The sequence below is a fragment of the Pseudomonas sp. FG35 genome, assembly GCF_057809295.1.
Map to the genome: position 1 here is coordinate 19,711 of NZ_JBMDJR010000025.1, position 16,001 is coordinate 35,711.

Sequence of the window (16,001 nt, forward strand, 5' to 3'; positions counted from 1 at the left end):
ATTGTGGGAGCCAGTCAGCTCCCACAATGGAGTGTGTTCAATTTCGCGATTCAGCTCAGGCGTCGGGTGCCTGGTCTTTCGGTGCCTCAACATCATTATCGGTCGCCACTTCACCGTCAGGATTCAGTGCCGCTTCTTCAGCCATCTGTTTCTTGCGCTGAAGCTTTTCCTCTTTCTTCTGTTCCTTGGCCAGGTCACGTTGACGTTTGGCGAAGGAGTAATTGGGTTTGGCCATGGGCGATCCTCTGGGGTCGAAGGTGAGGTTGAGCGGCGCGTATTCTGCCCTGTATCGGTGCCCGGGGGTTAACCGGGTTTCTGGTCGACCCACTTTGGCGTGACGGTCGGCTGCCATTGATCGAGGGCTTCGAGCAGCGTTTGCGGCGATTCGCTCACTTGCAGCATGTCACGGTGTGGCGCGCGAACGAAGCCTTCGCCGACGATGTGATCGAGAAATGCAGTGAGTTTGCTGTAGAAACCGTTCACCTCCAGCAGGCCGAGCGGCTTGCCGTGGTAGCCGAGCTGGCCCCAGGTCCACACTTCGAACAGCTCTTCCAGGGTGCCGAGGCCACCGGGCAGGGCGATGAACGCATCGCTGAGTTCGGCCATCCGCGCTTTGCGCGCGTGCATGCCGTCGACCACTTCCAGGCGGGTCAGGCTCTTGTGACCGATTTCCTTGTCCATCAGGCTCTGCGGGATGATGCCGATCACTTCGCCACCGGCCGCCAGCGCAGCGTCGGCGACAATCCCCATCAGGCCGACAGCCCCGCCGCCGTAAACCAGCGTCAGCTTACGCTCGGCAATGGCGGTACCGAGGGCGATGGCGGCTTCGGTGTACGCCGGAGTGGTGCCGGCGTTGGCACCGCAAAATACACAAACGGATGTGAGAGACATGCCTTGCTCCTGTGTCGATCAGTCGCACAGGGTAAAGGCTGGCGGGTCTCGATCCAAGGACTAGACTTCGCGTTTCGGGGTTTCACAGGTGCCGCTGGCACCACAGGCGTAGGCGGCAAGCAGACTGCACAACAGGCTGTTGAAGGACATGACGGATGCTCCAGATTAACGTTGAGCCCTGAAGATACGGCCCGGCCAAACGTCTGGCTGTTAGATTGTTTCGATGAGTGTCATAGCCTGAAAGTTGTATACAATTTTTGACTCAAGTCATAGGAACTTGCGAAGATTTCAGGCAGTCTTCCAACCATTCGTGTTTTTGTTAACCCTGCCTTGGAGATTCACCATGTTTTCCAAAGTTGTTGCGGTATCCCTGCTGGCGCTGGCCAGCAGCCAATTGATGGCTGCCGAGTGCAAAACCACCGTTGATTCCACCGACCAGATGTCCTTCAACACCAAGGCCATCGAAATCGACAAGAGCTGCAAGACCTTCACCGTCGAATTGACCCACTCCGGCAGCCTGCCGAAGAACGTCATGGGCCATAACCTGGTGATCAGCAAAGAAGCCGACATGCAGCCGATCGCCACCGACGGCCTGGCCGCCGGCATCGACAAGAACTACCTGAAGGACGGTGACGAACGCGTGATCGCTCACACCAAGATCATTGGCGCCAAGGAAACCGATTCGTTGACCATCGACGTGTCCAAGCTCAAGGCTGACGAGAAGTACGGCTTCTTCTGCTCGTTCCCGGGCCACATCTCGATGATGAAAGGCACCGTAACCCTGAAGTAAGCAACACAAGGTCAAAAAAAAGCGTCCCGAAGGACGCTTTTTTTATGCCCTGGATTCAAGGCGCAAACGGCATGACCCGCTTGTGATGAGTCTTTTTGTAGGTGTTGACGATGATGTCGAACGCCTCCTGACGCACCGGCTCGCCGTGCAGGAAGGCGTCGATCTCGGCGTAGGTCACGCCGTGGGACGCCTCGTCCGGCTTGCCCGGCGACAGGTCTTCCAGATCTGCCGTCGGCACTTTTTCCACCAGTGATTCCGGTGCGCCGAAGCTGCGGGCGATGGCCCGGACCTGGTTTTTCACCAGACCGCTGAGCGGGGCCAGATCGCAGGCGCCGTCACCGAACTTGGTGAAGAAACCCATCACCGCTTCCGCCGCGTGGTCGGTGCCGATCACCAGACCATGAGCCGCGCCGGCGATCGTGTACTGGGCGACCATGCGCATCCGCGCCTTGGTGTTGCCGAGCACGAAATCCACCGACACCGCGTGCTTGCCTTCGAAGGCTGCGACTTCGCTGGCCAGCGATTTGACCGCCGGGCCGATGTTGACGGTGTGGCGTTCGTCCGGGGCGATGAAGTCCACCGAGGCCTGGGCGTCGTGTTCATCGAACTGCACGTCATACGGCAGGCGCACGGCGATGAACTTGTAGGCCTCGTCACCAGTGCGCTCGCGCAACTCGCGCATCGCACGCTGGGCCAGAAGGCCGGCGGTCAGGGAATCGACCCCGCCGCTGATGCCCAGCACCAGGGTCTTGAGTCCGGAACTGGTCAGGCAATCCTGGATGAAGCTGATGCGGCGGGCGACTTCCGCTTCGAGGGCCTGGTCATCGGCGAACGGTGGCTGAACGTTGAGCTGTTCAGCAATCTCACGCTGTACGGCTTGCATGAATTCACTCCTTGCTGGAAAGGCTGGAAACGGCAGGAACCTGGAAAACGTGTCGCAAATAGGCGACGAAATTCGGGTCTTTGCAGTGGGTCTTGCCCGGCTCGTCGGAGATCTTCGCCACCGGTTGGCCGTTGCAGGCAGTCATTTTAAGCACGATGCTCATCGGTTCGACACCCGGAATGTCACAGGTCAGGTTGGTGCCGATGCCGAAGCTGACATTGATCCGGCCGCGCAACGCACGGAAGATCTCCAGCGACTTGGGCAGGGTCAGGCTGTCGGAGAACACCAACGTCTTGCTCATCGGGTCGATGCCGAGCTTGTGATAGTGGGCGATGCATTTTTCGCCCCACAGCACCGGGTCCCCGGAATCGTGGCGCAGACCGTCGAACAGTTTGGCGAAGAACAGATCGAAATCGCCGAGGAAGGCGTCGGTGGTGATGCAGTCGGTCAGGGCGATCCCCAGCAGGCCGCGGTACTCGCGAACCCAGCAATCGAGGGCGGCGATCTGGCTGTCGATCAACCGCGGGCCGAGTTGCTGGTGGGCCATGATCCATTCGTGGGCCATGGTGCCCAGCGGTTTCATGTCCAGTTCGCGGGACAGATGCACGTTGCTGGTGCCGACGAAGCGTCCGGGGAAATCGTGCTTGAGCACGTTCACCACTTCTTCCTGCACGCGGTAGGAAAACCGCCGGCGTGTGCCGAAATCGGCGACCTGCAACTGCGACAACTCTTCGGCCGAGGCGTTGGCGGTCAACCAGTCGAACTTGCGGTAAAGCTGTTCGCGGGCCTGTTCCAGCACCGTTTCACGGTAGCGATAGCGGTTGCGTACTTCGCTGACGATGGCCAGCAGCGGCACTTCAAACAGGATCACATGCAGCCACGGCCCGCGCAGGCGGATGAACAACTCGCCGTTCTCGATACCGGTGTGCAGGTAGCGCAGGTTGAAGCGGAACAGGCCGAGGAAACGCAGGAAGTCAGGTTTGAGGAAGCTGATGCGCTCCAGGAAACTCAACTGATCGGCGCTCAGGCTCAACTCGGCCAGACGCTCGACCTGGAAGCGGATCTCCGCCAGATACGGGCGCAGATCTTCACTGTTACGGCAACGAAACTCCCATTCGACTTCGACGTTGGGGTAGTTGTGCAGCACCGCCTGCATCATCGTCAGTTTGTAGAAGTCGGTGTCGAGCAGGTTCTGCACGATGCGATCGGCAAACACACTCTCGCTCATAACGGGGTCTCCAGGCGGGCCGCGCTCTGGCGCGGTATCAATCAATGGCGCTAGTGGCGCATATCCGGGGTGGGGATTGCCAGCGATTTTTATCCCGGCACAGCGCCTCAGACCGCATCAGGACTGTCGATCTGCTCCAGCATCCACTTCACGAAATCCCGCACCTTGGGCACTTCCGCCGCGTGTTCCGGATAAGCCAGGTAATACGCATCGGTGCTGGGCATTGCATGCTGCCAGGGAATGACCAGTTTGCCGTCGGCCAATTCCTCTTCCACCAGAAACCTCGGCAGCAGGGCGACGCCACAGCCGACCTGGGCGGCGCGGATGCACATATAAAAGGTTTCGAAGCGCGGGCCGTGGTAGCTGTGTTCGGTCTGGTAACCCTGGCTGTCGAACCAGTCGTGCCACGCTTGCGGGCGCGAAGCATTCTGCAGCAGGACCAGATCGGTGAGTTGCGTTGGATCAGTCAACGGAGTGTCCGGCAGGCTGCCCGGCGCGCAGACTGGCACCAATTCTTCGCCGAACAGCTTCAGGCATTCGGTGCCGGGGCGAGAACCCTGGCCGAAATAGAACGCCAGGTCGCTGCGCCCTTGCAGCAAGTCATCGGCCTCCTGCTCGTTGCACAGGTCCAGATGAATCGATGGATGACGCAGACGCCAGCCCTTGAGGCGCGGCACCAGCCAGCGGGCGCCGAAGGTCGAGGGCGTGGAGACGCGCAGGACTTCGGTTTCGCCGCCGTAGGAACGCAGGTAATGGGTCGACATCTCGACCTGGGTCAGGATTTTTCTGACTTCCACCAAGTAGAGATCGCCGGCCGGGGTCATCTGCAAACGACGGCGAACCCGACGGAACAACAAGTGCTGCAGCAATTCTTCGAGCTGCGCCACCTGCTTGCTGACAGCGCTCTGGGTCAGGTTCAGTTCCTCGGCAGCCCGGGTGAAACTCAGGTGCCGGGTCACGGCCTCGAAGCACTGCAACGCGGTGATCGACGGCAAGTGGCGTTTGTTCAGCATGGGCGATCCTTTTCTTGTCTTTCTGCGCAGCATGAATAAACGGAATGATATCTCGCGTAAAGGTCGTTTGTTGCACAGCCTTCCTGACGCTACAACTAAAGGTCTGCCCGGTCGTGAAATCGCGCCCGCACACATTCAGTTTTTTGCTTGAGGAGTGACCCATGGTTGCCGCATTGCTTGATCGTCTAGGTGTGAACCCGGCCCTGTACCAGAACGGCAAAGTGCCGGTGCATTCGCCCATCGACGGCAGCCGCATCGGCGCCGTGAACTGGGAAGGCCCGGCCGAAGTCGAGCAGCACATCAGTCGCGCCGATCATGCGTTCGAACAATGGCGCAAGGTGCCGGCCCCGCGTCGCGGCGAGCTGGTGCGTCAGTTCGGCGAAGTGCTGCGTGAATACAAGACCGAACTCGGCGAACTGGTGTCCTGGGAAGCGGGCAAGATCACCCAGGAAGGCCTTGGTGAAGTGCAGGAGATGATCGACATTTGCGATTTCGCCGTCGGTCTGTCTCGCCAGCTGTACGGTTTGACCATCGCCTCCGAGCGTCCGGGCCACCACATGCGTGAAGCCTGGCACCCGCTGGGCGTGGTCGGCGTGATCAGTGCGTTCAACTTCCCGGTCGCGGTGTGGGCGTGGAACACCACGCTGGCGCTGGTCTGCGGCAACCCGGTGGTGTGGAAGCCGTCGGAGAAAACCCCGCTGACCGCGCTGGCCTGTCAGGCGCTGTTCGAACGCGTACTGAAAAATTTCAGCGATGCCCCGGCGCACCTGAGCCAGGTGATCATCGGCGGTCGCGATGCCGGCGAAGCGCTGGTGGATGACCCGCGTGTCGCGCTGATCAGTGCCACCGGCAGCACCCGCATGGGCCGCGAAGTGGCGCCGAAAGTTGCCGCGCGCTTCGCCCGCAGCATTCTCGAACTGGGCGGCAACAACGCGATGATCCTCGGCCCGAGCGCCGATCTGGACATGGCCGTGCGCGCCATTCTGTTCAGCGCCGTCGGCACCGCCGGTCAGCGTTGCACCACCTTGCGTCGCCTGATCGCCCATGAATCGGTGAAAGAAGAAATCGTTACCCGCCTCAAAGCTGCGTACTCCAAGGTCCGTATTGGCCATCCGCTGGAAGGCAATCTGATCGGCCCGCTGATCGACAAGCACAGCTTCGAAAACATGCAGGACGCGCTGGAGCAGGCCTTGAGCGAGGGCGGTCGGGTGTTCGGCGGCAAGCGCCAACTGGAAGATCAATTCCCTAACGCCTACTACGTGTCGCCGGCCATCGTTGAAATGCCGGAGCAGAGCGACGTGGTGTGCAGCGAGACCTTCGCACCGATCCTGTACGTGGTCGGCTACAGCGATTTTGAAGAGGCGCTGCGCCTGAACAACGCCGTGCCGCAGGGCCTGTCGTCGTGCATCTTTACCACCGATGTGCGCGAGGCCGAGAAATTCATGTCGGCGGTCGGCAGCGACTGCGGCATCGCCAACGTCAACATCGGCCCGAGCGGTGCGGAAATTGGCGGCGCGTTCGGTGGCGAGAAAGAAACCGGTGGCGGTCGTGAGTCGGGCTCGGATGCATGGCGCGCGTATATGCGTCGGCAGACCAATACCGTCAACTACTCGCTGGAGTTGCCGCTGGCGCAGGGCATTACGTTCGATTGAGGATTGAGCGGTAAGTCCCTTGTGGGAGCGAGCCTGCTCGCGATAGCGGTGTGTCAGTCGACACCAATGTTGGCTGAAACGCCGCTTTCGTCGGAGCGCCGCCCGGAGCAGGCTCGCTTCCACATTGTTGAACTGTGTGTTTGTTAGGTTTCTGTTGGAGTCTGGCAATGCCGTTACGCGAAGAATGTCTGTGGGAAAAACTCACGCCGCAACGACCGGATAACACGGCGCTCAGGGGCGAGGTCAAAGTCGATGTCTGCGTGATCGGCGCCGGGTTCACCGGGTTGTCGGCGGCGCTGCATCTGCTGGAGAAAGGCAAAAGTGTCTGCGTGCTCGAAGCCCATCGCGCCGGGCATGGCGGCTCCGGGCGCAACGTCGGGCTGGTCAACGCCGGGATGTGGATTCCACCGGACGAGATCGAAGCCGGCTTCGGCGAGGCGGTCGGCAGTCAGCTCAACCGCATGCTCGGTGCGGCGCCGGCGCTGGTGTTCAGCCTTGTGGATAAATACAACATCGATTGCCAGTTGCGCCGCGAAGGCACCTTGCACATGGCGCACAACGCCAGGGGTGAGGCGGACCTGCGCAGTCGCGAAGAACAATGGAAACGCCGCGGCGCACCGGTCGAACTGCTGACCGGCAAGGCCTGTGAACAGGCGACCGGCACACAGAAGATTGCCGCCGCACTACTGGACCGGCGTGCCGGTACGCTCAATCCGATGGCGTATGTCACCGGGCTGGCCAACGCTGTAATGCGCCTTGGCGGGCAGATGTTCGATCACTCGCCGGTCGCGCGTCTTGAACGCCAGGGGCCGAAATGGTCGGTGCAGACCGAGCAGGGTTCGGTGCTCGCCGAACAGGTGGTTATCGCTTCCAACGCCTACACCGAAGGCGACTGGACCGAACTCAAGCGCAATTTCTTCCCCGGTTACTACTATCAGGTCGCTTCGGTGCCGCTCACCGAAGACGCCGCTCAGGAAATCCTCCCGGGCGGGCAGGGCTCGTGGGATACCCGCCAGGTGCTGAGCAGCATCCGCCGTGACAAGGATGGTCGTTTGCTGCTGGGCAGTCTCGGCAACGGCAATCAGAAACCGACCTGGTTCCTCAAGGCCTGGGCCGACCGGGTGCAGCAGCATTACTTCCCCAACCTCAAACCCGTGGAGTGGGAATGCACCTGGACCGGGCGCATCGCGTTCACTCCCGATCATTTGATGCGCCTGTTCGAGCCCGCGCCGGGACTGGTGGCCGTCACCGGTTACAACGGCCGTGGCGTAACCACCGGCACTGTGGTCGGCAAGGCCTTCGCCGATTACCTGTGTAACGGAAATCCTCAGGCATTGCCGATTCCCTTCGCCCCGATGCAGCCGCTGGCGGGGGTGGGCTTGCGCAGTTGTCTGTACGAGGCCGGGTTCTCGCTGTATCACGCGGGCCAGTGCCTGCGGATCGTCATCTGAGTGTTGAAATATGTTGCCGGAAGCGGCGCTTTTCGATGTAGCGACTAGCCTGTAATGGTGCGGGTTGTAGCAGTCCCGCACCAGCAGTGTGCAGTTCGGTGACGCGGGCTGTTACAGGCTGGTTGCACGTCGTTTGGCGCCGCGGTTGCAATGATGGCGCGTGCGGGTTGCGCCTGAAAAAATAATTGGTTTCACCTTCCGCGGTTTAGACGGTTGCACGCCCAATGAAAATGGGAACGAAACAGTCGAAATAACAAGAAAGCAGCGACTTTTTGAAGAATAAAAAACCGATGGCACGGCCCTTGCTCTGAGCATTCAAGTGAAGTCGCAGTGCCAACTAAAAAAAACCTTGGAGCACCACCTCATGTCCCAGACGTTTTACAAGAAAGGCTTTCTGGCCCTCGCAGTGGCTACTGCGCTGGGTGTTTCTGCGTTTGCACAAGCTGATGTGAAAATCGGTGTGGCGGGTCCGATGACGGGCGCCAACGCGGCATTTGGCGAGCAATACATGAAAGGGGCACAAGCGGCGGCCGACGCGGTCAACGCGGCGGGCGGCGTCAACGGGGAGAAAATCGTCCTGGTCAAGGGCGATGACGCTTGCGAGCCGAAACAGGCGGTGACGGTCGCCAAGGACCTCACCAACCAGAAAGTCGCCGGTGTGGTCGGCCACTTCTGCTCGTCCTCCACCATTCCTGCGTCCGAGATCTACGATGAAGCCGGCATCATCGCCATCACTCCGGGTTCCACCAACCCGCAAGTGACCGAGCGCGGCTTGAGCGCCATGTTCCGTATGTGCGGCCGTGACGACCAGCAAGGCATCGTCGCCGGCGATTACATCGTCGACGTGCTCAAGGGCAAGAAAGTCGTCGTGCTGCACGACAAGGACACCTACGGTCAGGGCCTGGCCGATGCGACCAAGGCTCAGTTGGAAAAACGCGGCGTGAAGCCAGTGTTGTACGAAGGCCTGACCCGTGGCGAGAAAGACTTCAGCACAATCGTCACCAAGATCCGTGGCGCCGGCGCCGATGTCGTCTACTTCGGTGGCCTGCACCCGGAAGCCGGCCCGCTGGTTCGCCAACTGCGTGAACAAGGCCTGAAAGACGTCAAGTTCATGTCCGATGACGGCATCGTGACCGACGAACTGGTGACCACCGCCGGTGGCCCGCAGTTCGTCGACGGCGTGCTGATGACCTTCGGTGCCGACCCACGCCTGCTGCCAGACAGCAAGACCGTGGTAGATGCATTCCGCAAGGCTGGCACCGAGCCTGAAGGCTACACCCTGTACGCCTATGCATCGGTTCAGGCCCTGGCCGCCGCCTTTAACGGCGCCAAATCGAACAAGGGCGAGGAGGCCGCTGCGTGGCTGAAGAAGAACCCGGTCAAGACCGTCATGGGCGAGAAGACCTGGGATTCCAAAGGCGACCTGAAGGTCTCCGACTACGTGGTCTACCAGTGGGACAAGGACGGCAAATATCACCAGCTGGAAAAACAGAAATAACGGCACCTGATCAACCGGACGCCACATTCCCTGTGGGAGCGGGCTTGCCCGCGATGACGGCCTGACAGTCGACAACTTTGTTGATGTTCTACCGCTATCGCTGGCAAGCCAGCTCCCACAAGGGGGCTGCGGTTTCCTGTCTGACATTGCTCCGACGTAAATCTGTATTTTTCCTAGAAGAACCGCGCGCCTCAGGGTGTGCAGGTTCTCACTGCGTGAGATTGCGTTATGGATGGTATTTTCCTGCAGCAACTGGTCAACGGCCTGACCCTCGGGTCGGTCTATGGCCTGATCGCCATCGGCTACACAATGGTCTACGGCATCATCGGCATGATCAACTTCGCCCACGGCGAGGTTTACATGATTTCTGCTTACCTGGCGGCAATCAGTCTGGCTCTGCTGGCTTACTTCGGTATTGAATCCTTCCCGCTGCTGATGCTCGGCACCCTGATATTCACCATCGTGATCACGGCGGTGTATGGCTGGGTCATCGAGCGAGTCGCTTACAAACCCCTGCGCAACTCCACCCGACTGGCACCGTTGATCAGCGCCATCGGCATCTCCCTGATTCTGCAAAACTACGCACAGATCGCCCAAGGCGCCAAACAACAGGGCGTACCCACGCTGCTGACCGGTGCATGGCGTGTCGAAGTCGGTACCGGCTTCGTGCAGCTGACCTACACCAAAGTCTTCATCCTGGTGGCCGCATTCGTCGGCATGGGCCTGCTGACCTACGTCATCAAGTACACCAAGCTCGGGCGCATGTGCCGTGCGACCCAGCAAGACCGCAAAATGGCTTCGATCCTCGGCATCAACACCGACAGGGTCATTTCCTACGTGTTCATCATCGGTGCGGCCATGGCGGCGTTGGCCGGCGTGCTGATCACCATGAACTACGGCACCTTCGACTTCTATGCCGGCTTCATCATCGGCATCAAGGCATTTACTGCGGCGGTACTGGGCGGGATCGGCTCACTGCCTGGCGCCATGCTCGGCGGGATCATCCTCGGGATATCCGAGTCGCTGTTCTCGGGTCTGGTCAACTCCGACTACAAAGACGTGTTCAGCTTCTCGCTGCTCGTACTTGTTCTGGTCTTCCGGCCTCAGGGCCTGCTGGGCCGTCCTCTTGTGTCGAAGGTGTAAGCGATGTCTTCAACCACTACAAAATCCATTGATGTCAAAAAAAGCCTGGTTGAGGCGATTCTCGCCGGACTGATCGCCCTGATCGTGTTCGGGCCGATTGTCGGCGTGGTACTCGACGGCTACAGCTTCAACCTCGAACCGACCCGCGTGGCGTGGATCATCGCCATCGTCATGGCCGGCCGTTTTGCCCTCAGCCTGTTCCTGCAAACCCCCAAAGGCCTGCGCATTCTCGACGGATTCGAGAGCACCGGTTCCGGCGTGCATGTGCTGCCCCCGGACTACAAATCGCGCCTGCGCTGGATCATCCCGCTGATGATCGCCATCGCCGTAGCGTTGCCGTTCTTCTCCAACTCCTACCTGCTGGGTGTGGTCATCCTCGGACTGATCTACGTGCTGCTGGGGCTGGGACTGAACATCGTGGTCGGTCTGGCCGGCCTGCTCGACCTGGGTTACGTGGCGTTCTACGCCATCGGCGCCTACGGTCTGGCGCTCGGGTATCAGTACCTCGGGCTGGGCTTCTGGACCGTGCTGCCGCTCGCAGCGATCACCGCTGGCCTTGCCGGTTGCATCCTCGGTTTCCCGGTACTGCGCCTGCACGGCGACTACCTGGCGATCGTGACCCTGGGTTTCGGTGAAATCATTCGTCTGGTGCTCAACAACTGGCTGTCCCTGACCGGCGGCCCGAACGGCATGCCGGCGCCACTGCCGACCTTCTTCGGTCTGGAATTCGGCAAGCGGGCGAAGGATGGCGGGGTGCCGTTCCACGAGTTCTTCGGCATCGCCTACAACCCGGACGTGAAGTACTACTTCATTTATGCGGTGCTGTTCCTGGTGGTGCTGGCGGTGCTGTACATCAAGCATCGTCTGGTGAAGATGCCGGTTGGCCGCGCTTGGGAAGCCTTGCGTGAAGACGAGATCGCCTGCCGCTCGATGGGCCTCAACCACGTACTGGTCAAGCTCTCGGCGTTCACTATCGGTGCGTCCACCGCCGGTCTGGCGGGTGTGTTCTTCGCGACTTATCAAGGCTTCGTCAACCCGACCTCGTTCACCTTCTTCGAATCGGCGCTGATCCTCGCCATCGTGGTGCTCGGCGGCATGGGCTCGACCATCGGTGTGGTGATTGCAGCGTTCGTGCTGACGGTTGCTCCGGAACTGCTGCGCGGCTTCGCCGAATACCGCGTGCTGCTGTTCGGCATCCTGATGGTGTTGATGATGATCTGGCGACCTCGCGGGCTGATCCGCATCAGCCGTACCGGGGTCACTCCACGCAAAGGTGCCATTCACTATGAGAGGACTGCGCCATGAGTGAAGTCGTACTCTCTGTTGAAAAACTGATGATGCACTTCGGTGGCATCAAGGCCTTGAGCGACGTCAGCCTGAAGGTCAAACGCAACTCGATCTTCGCCCTGATCGGCCCCAACGGCGCCGGCAAGACCACGGTGTTCAACTGCCTGACCGGGTTCTACAAGGCTTCCGGCGGCAAGATCGAACTCAACGTGCGCGGCCAGCAGACCAACGTCATCCAGCTGCTGGGCGAGTCGTTCAAACCGACCGACTTCGTCTCGCCGAAAAACTTTGCCAGTCGCCTGTATTACAAGATGTTCGGCGGCACCCACCTGGTGAACCGCGCGGGCCTGGCCCGGACGTTCCAGAACATTCGCCTGTTCAAGGAAATGTCGGTGCTGGAAAACCTGCTGGTGGCCCAGCACATGTGGGTCAACCGCAACATGCTGGCCGGCATCCTCAACACCAAGGGTTACCGCAAGGCCGAAAGCGACGCGCTGGACTGCGCGTTCTACTGGCTGGAAGTGGTGGATCTGGTGGACTGCGCCAACCGTCTGGCCGGTGAACTGTCCTACGGCCAGCAACGCCGTCTGGAAATCGCCCGGGCCATGTGCACGCGGCCGCAGATCATCTGCCTCGACGAACCGGCCGCCGGCCTCAACCCTCAGGAAACCGAAGCGCTGAGCGCGATGATCCGGCTGCTGCGCGACGAGCACGATCTGACCGTGGTGCTGATCGAACACGACATGGGCATGGTAATGAGCATTTCCGATCACATCGTGGTGCTGGACCACGGCATCGTCATCGCCGAGGGCGGTCCGGATGCCATTCGTAACGATCCGAAAGTGATCGCTGCCTACCTGGGCGCCGACGAAGAGGAAGTCGTATGACGCAACCCATCCTCGAACTCAAGGATCTGGACGTGTTCTACGGCCCGATCCAGGCCCTCAAAGGCGTTTCGCTGCAGATCAACGAAGGAGAAACCGTCAGCCTGATCGGCTCCAACGGTGCCGGCAAATCCACGCTGCTGATGTCGATTTTCGGCCAGCCACGGGCGGCGGGCGGGCAGATCCTCTATCAAGGCGTGGACATTACCCACAAGTCATCGCACTACATCGCTTCCAACGGCATCGCGCAGTCGCCGGAAGGGCGGCGGGTGTTCCCCGACATGACCGTCGAGGAAAACCTGCTGATGGGCACCATTCCGATCGGCGACAAGTACGCCAAGGAAGACATGCAGCGTATGTTCGAGCTGTTCCCGCGGCTCGAAGAGCGCCGTAATCAGCGGGCCATGACCATGTCCGGGGGCGAGCAGCAGATGCTCGCGATCGCCCGGGCGCTCATGAGCCGGCCCAAGCTGTTGCTGCTGGACGAGCCGAGCCTCGGTCTGGCGCCGATCGTGGTGAAACAGATCTTCGCCACCCTGCGGGAACTGGCGAAAACCGGCATGACCATTTTCCTCGTCGAGCAGAACGCCAACCACGCGTTGAAACTGTCCGACCGGGCGTACGTGATGGTCAACGGCGAGATCCGCCTGACGGGCACCGGCCAGGAACTGCTGGTGAACGAGGAAGTGCGTAACGCTTACCTTGGCGGTCATTGATCGTTTGAAGTTGTCCACAAGCCCCGATGCGTGAGTGTCGGGGCTTTTTTGCGCCTGCTCGTACTCGGAAAACGAGGACTTTCGGGAAATTGTGGAAAACAAAATCGCCAACCTGCCAAAGCGCGACATAAAGCCGCTGCAAATGGCTGTTCTTCCACAGTTTTGACTTGTCCCCGTTTGCTGTGGAGCTGGCTGTGAATAACGTGGGTGTAGCTGGCTGTAAGCCTTTGAATACGTGGCTTTCAGCGCTGTGGTTGTTTTTTGAGCAGTGTGTTTTTGCTGAGGCGAAGGCTTGTTTGTCAACCTTTTTGTGGAGGCGCAAAACAGCGCCGACAGCTTTGGTCAATCCTGTGGATAAGTCTGTGATTAAACTCTGGAAAGACTCGGCTGAGGGCCGTAATTGCTGGCCTCGCGCAATCATGGCCATGACCGGTCGGTCGTGCAAAATGCCCTGTCCGGCACAACTGGTTGTTCAGGGTCAAGCAAAAAACTTTCTGAATCGCTCGCAAAGCCTTGTGTGGCGCGGCTTTGCGCTTTTCCACTTGCCCCCGGAAACTGTGGAAGGGCTTGTGGATAACGTGCGTGCACATGGCTACAGACCACGGCGTGTATGGCGTAGCGGCCATTGATCAATTAATGAGCAGGATTCGGTGGTTGCCGGTTAAAGCAGGGCCGGGCATGCTGCCCGCTGATTTTCTATTCCAATGGCTGCCCCGGCGGCCGAAGCAAGGAGAACACGATGTCCAACACCCTGTTTATCACCGGCGCGACCTCCGGTTTTGGTGAAGCCTGTGCCCGTCGTTTTGCCGAGGCCGGCTGGAAACTGGTGCTGACCGGTCGTCGTGAAGAACGCCTCAACGCGCTGTGCGCCGAACTGTCGAAGCAGACCGAAGTGCATGGCCTGGTGCTGGACGTGCGTGATCGCAAGGCGATGGAGGAGGCGATTGCCAACCTGCCGCCATCGTTCGCCAAGCTGCGCGGCCTGATCAACAACGCCGGCCTGGCGCTGGGCGTGGACCCTGCACCGAAGTGCGACCTCGATGATTGGGACACCATGGTCGACACCAACGTCAAAGGCCTGATGTACAGCACTCGCCTGTTGCTGCCGCGCCTGATCGCCCACGGTCGCGGCGCCGGTATCATCAACCTCGGTTCCATCGCCGGTAATTACCCGTACCCGGGCAGCCACGTTTATGGCGCGACCAAGGCGTTCGTCAAACAGTTCTCGCTGAACCTGCGCTGCGACCTGCAGGGCACTGGCGTGCGCGTCAGCAACATCGAGCCGGGCCTGTGCGAGAGCGAGTTCTCGCTGGTGCGTTTCGCCGGCGATCAGGCGCGTTACGACGCCACCTACGCCGGTGCCGAGCCGATCCAGCCGCAGGACATCGCCGAGACGATCTTCTGGGTGCTGAATGCGCCGGCGCACATCAACATCAACAGCCTGGAGCTGATGCCGGTGAGCCAGACCTGGGCCGGTTTTGCCATCGAGCGTAACAAGGCTTGATACGGTTTTGCCCTCTTTGTCAGTGGGCTGGCAAAGAGGGCAAATCGGCCAAAATCTGGCAGTAAGGTAGACTCACTCCTCAACAACCCGCCGCACCCAGCGGTTTTCAAGGTTTTTCGAGGAGTCAAAGTGAGTAACCGAGGTGAGCAGTCGCTGCTCAAACAATCGACCATCCTGATGTTCGCCGTGTCGATCGCCGGGATCGCCACCGGTTTTGTTTCGGGTTCCCAGTCCATCCTGTTCGATGGTTTTTTTTCGTTGATTGCAACGTTCATCAAAGTCCTGATGCTGATCACCGCGAAGCTGATCGCCAAGCAAAGCAACCAGCGTTTCCAGTTCGGTTTCTGGCATCTGGAGCCGATGGTGCTGTTGATCGAGGGCAGTTTTCTGTTGCTGATCGCGATCTACGCGTTTCTCAACGGTGTGTTCGGCATCATCAACGGCGGTCGTGAAATCGAGCTGGGGCTGGTGATCATCTACGCGGCGGTGTTCACCGTTGTCGAGTTCGCCTACTTCTTCTACGTGCGCCACCGTAATCGCAAGTTCAAGTCGAGCCTTATCCAGTTCGACAACATCAGCTGGCTTGTAGACGCGATGCTGTCGGTGGGCCTGTTGATCAGTTTTCTCGCGGCGCTGCTGCTCAAGTCCCAGGGCTATGGCGAGTGGGCGAAATTTGTCGACCCGCTGATTCTCATCGTGCTGGCCCTGACCATGCTGCCGCCGGCCTTCAAGATCCTCGGCCCGGCGCTGCGGGACGTACTCGGTATTGCGCCGGACACGCTGGACGATCAGGTGCGCCAGGTGATGGATGCGGCCAAGGTCGAGCATGGTTTCGACGACTACGTGTCCTACGTGCAGAAGCACGGGCGGGCGCGGTTCATCGAAATTCATGTGGTGTTGCCGGCGAATTACCGGCTGCAGAGCGTCGGTCAGCTGGATGTGCTGCGTGAGGAGATTTCCGCGAAGCTGGGCAAACCGGATGCGGCGCGCTGGCTGACCATCAGCTTCACCGGCGACAGGAAGTGGATTGCCTGATGTTGCGTGGCGAGGGAGTCGCCACC

15 protein-coding genes are annotated in these 16,001 nt (G+C 60.1%); 10 read left to right on the forward strand and 5 right to left on the reverse strand.

Features of this window, described 5'->3' with window-relative positions; genetic code table 11:
* Positions 1–55: 55 nt before the first annotated feature.
* Together ACODTD_RS28015 and ACODTD_RS28020 are read right to left on the reverse strand one after the other, a co-directional pair.
* Positions 56–235: a hypothetical protein gene (locus ACODTD_RS28015; RefSeq protein WP_489105414.1), complete on the reverse strand. Its 180-nt coding sequence runs from the start codon at positions 233–235 to the stop codon at positions 56–58.
* 68 nt (positions 236–303) lie between these two features.
* On the reverse strand, positions 304–891 hold the full coding sequence (locus ACODTD_RS28020; protein ID WP_064379113.1) for a cytokinin riboside 5'-monophosphate phosphoribohydrolase: 588 nt from the start codon (positions 889–891) through the stop codon (positions 304–306).
* Positions 892–1,234: 343 nt separating this feature from the next.
* Here ACODTD_RS28020 and azu point away from each other — a divergent pair, with 343 nt between their 5' ends.
* On the forward strand, positions 1,235–1,681 hold the full coding sequence (azu, locus tag ACODTD_RS28025; protein ID WP_007950684.1) for an azurin: 447 nt from the start codon (positions 1,235–1,237) through the stop codon (positions 1,679–1,681).
* Between the two features lie 55 nt (positions 1,682–1,736).
* Here the strand turns inward: azu and nadE are convergent, their stop codons facing one another.
* The 3 genes from nadE to ACODTD_RS28040 all read right to left on the reverse strand — a co-directional run bounded on the left by nadE (position 1,737) and on the right by ACODTD_RS28040 (position 4,805).
* On the reverse strand, positions 1,737–2,564 hold the full coding sequence (gene nadE / locus ACODTD_RS28030; protein ID WP_064379115.1) for an NAD(+) synthase: 828 nt from the start codon (positions 2,562–2,564) through the stop codon (positions 1,737–1,739).
* A gap of 4 nt (positions 2,565–2,568) precedes the next feature.
* A complete protein-coding gene (gene pncB, locus ACODTD_RS28035) occupies positions 2,569–3,792 on the reverse strand; it encodes a nicotinate phosphoribosyltransferase (RefSeq protein ID WP_011332202.1) in 1,224 nt (407 codons plus the stop codon).
* Between the two features lie 107 nt (positions 3,793–3,899).
* Positions 3,900–4,805, reverse strand: a complete 906-nt coding sequence (locus ACODTD_RS28040) for a LysR family transcriptional regulator (RefSeq protein WP_011332203.1) — start codon at positions 4,803–4,805, stop codon at positions 3,900–3,902.
* Between the two features lie 161 nt (positions 4,806–4,966).
* Here ACODTD_RS28040 and amaB point away from each other — a divergent pair, with 161 nt between their 5' ends.
* The 9 genes from amaB (at position 4,967) to ACODTD_RS28085 (ending at position 15,975) form a co-directional block, all read left to right on the forward strand.
* Positions 4,967–6,457 carry an L-piperidine-6-carboxylate dehydrogenase gene (gene amaB, locus ACODTD_RS28045; protein WP_489105415.1) on the forward strand — a complete coding sequence of 497 codons (1,491 nt, stop codon included), beginning with the start codon at positions 4,967–4,969 and terminating at the stop codon, positions 6,455–6,457.
* Positions 6,458–6,624: 167 nt separating this feature from the next.
* Positions 6,625–7,908 (forward strand): L-pipecolate oxidase, encoded by a 1,284-nt coding sequence (gene amaA / locus ACODTD_RS28050; RefSeq protein ID WP_489105416.1) that lies wholly within the window; start codon positions 6,625–6,627, stop codon positions 7,906–7,908.
* Positions 7,909–8,272: 364 nt separating this feature from the next.
* Entirely contained in the window at positions 8,273–9,406 is a 1,134-nt protein-coding gene (locus ACODTD_RS28055; protein WP_011332206.1) for an ABC transporter substrate-binding protein, read from the forward strand.
* A 228-nt stretch (positions 9,407–9,634) separates the two neighbouring features.
* Entirely contained in the window at positions 9,635–10,549 is a 915-nt protein-coding gene (locus ACODTD_RS28060) for an ABC transporter permease subunit (RefSeq protein WP_007915894.1), read from the forward strand.
* Positions 10,550–10,552: 3 nt separating this feature from the next.
* Positions 10,553–11,854: a high-affinity branched-chain amino acid ABC transporter permease LivM gene (gene livM, locus ACODTD_RS28065; protein ID WP_011332207.1), complete on the forward strand. Its 1,302-nt coding sequence runs from the start codon at positions 10,553–10,555 to the stop codon at positions 11,852–11,854.
* A complete protein-coding gene (locus ACODTD_RS28070; protein ID WP_007950657.1) occupies positions 11,851–12,723 on the forward strand; it encodes an ATP-binding cassette domain-containing protein in 873 nt (290 codons plus the stop codon). Before livM ends, ACODTD_RS28070 begins: the two co-directional genes overlap by 4 nt.
* On the forward strand, positions 12,720–13,436 hold the full coding sequence (locus tag ACODTD_RS28075) for an ABC transporter ATP-binding protein (protein ID WP_011332208.1): 717 nt from the start codon (positions 12,720–12,722) through the stop codon (positions 13,434–13,436). The genes ACODTD_RS28070 and ACODTD_RS28075 overlap by 4 nt, the downstream gene beginning before the upstream one ends.
* Before the next feature lie 739 nt (positions 13,437–14,175).
* A complete protein-coding gene (locus ACODTD_RS28080; RefSeq protein ID WP_011332209.1) occupies positions 14,176–14,940 on the forward strand; it encodes an SDR family oxidoreductase in 765 nt (254 codons plus the stop codon).
* A 129-nt stretch (positions 14,941–15,069) separates the two neighbouring features.
* The gene (locus tag ACODTD_RS28085; protein WP_011332210.1) at positions 15,070–15,975 is read left to right on the forward strand and encodes a cation diffusion facilitator family transporter; all 906 of its coding nucleotides are present in this window, start codon (positions 15,070–15,072) and stop codon (positions 15,973–15,975) included.
* The last annotated feature ends 26 nt before the right edge of the window (positions 15,976–16,001 follow it).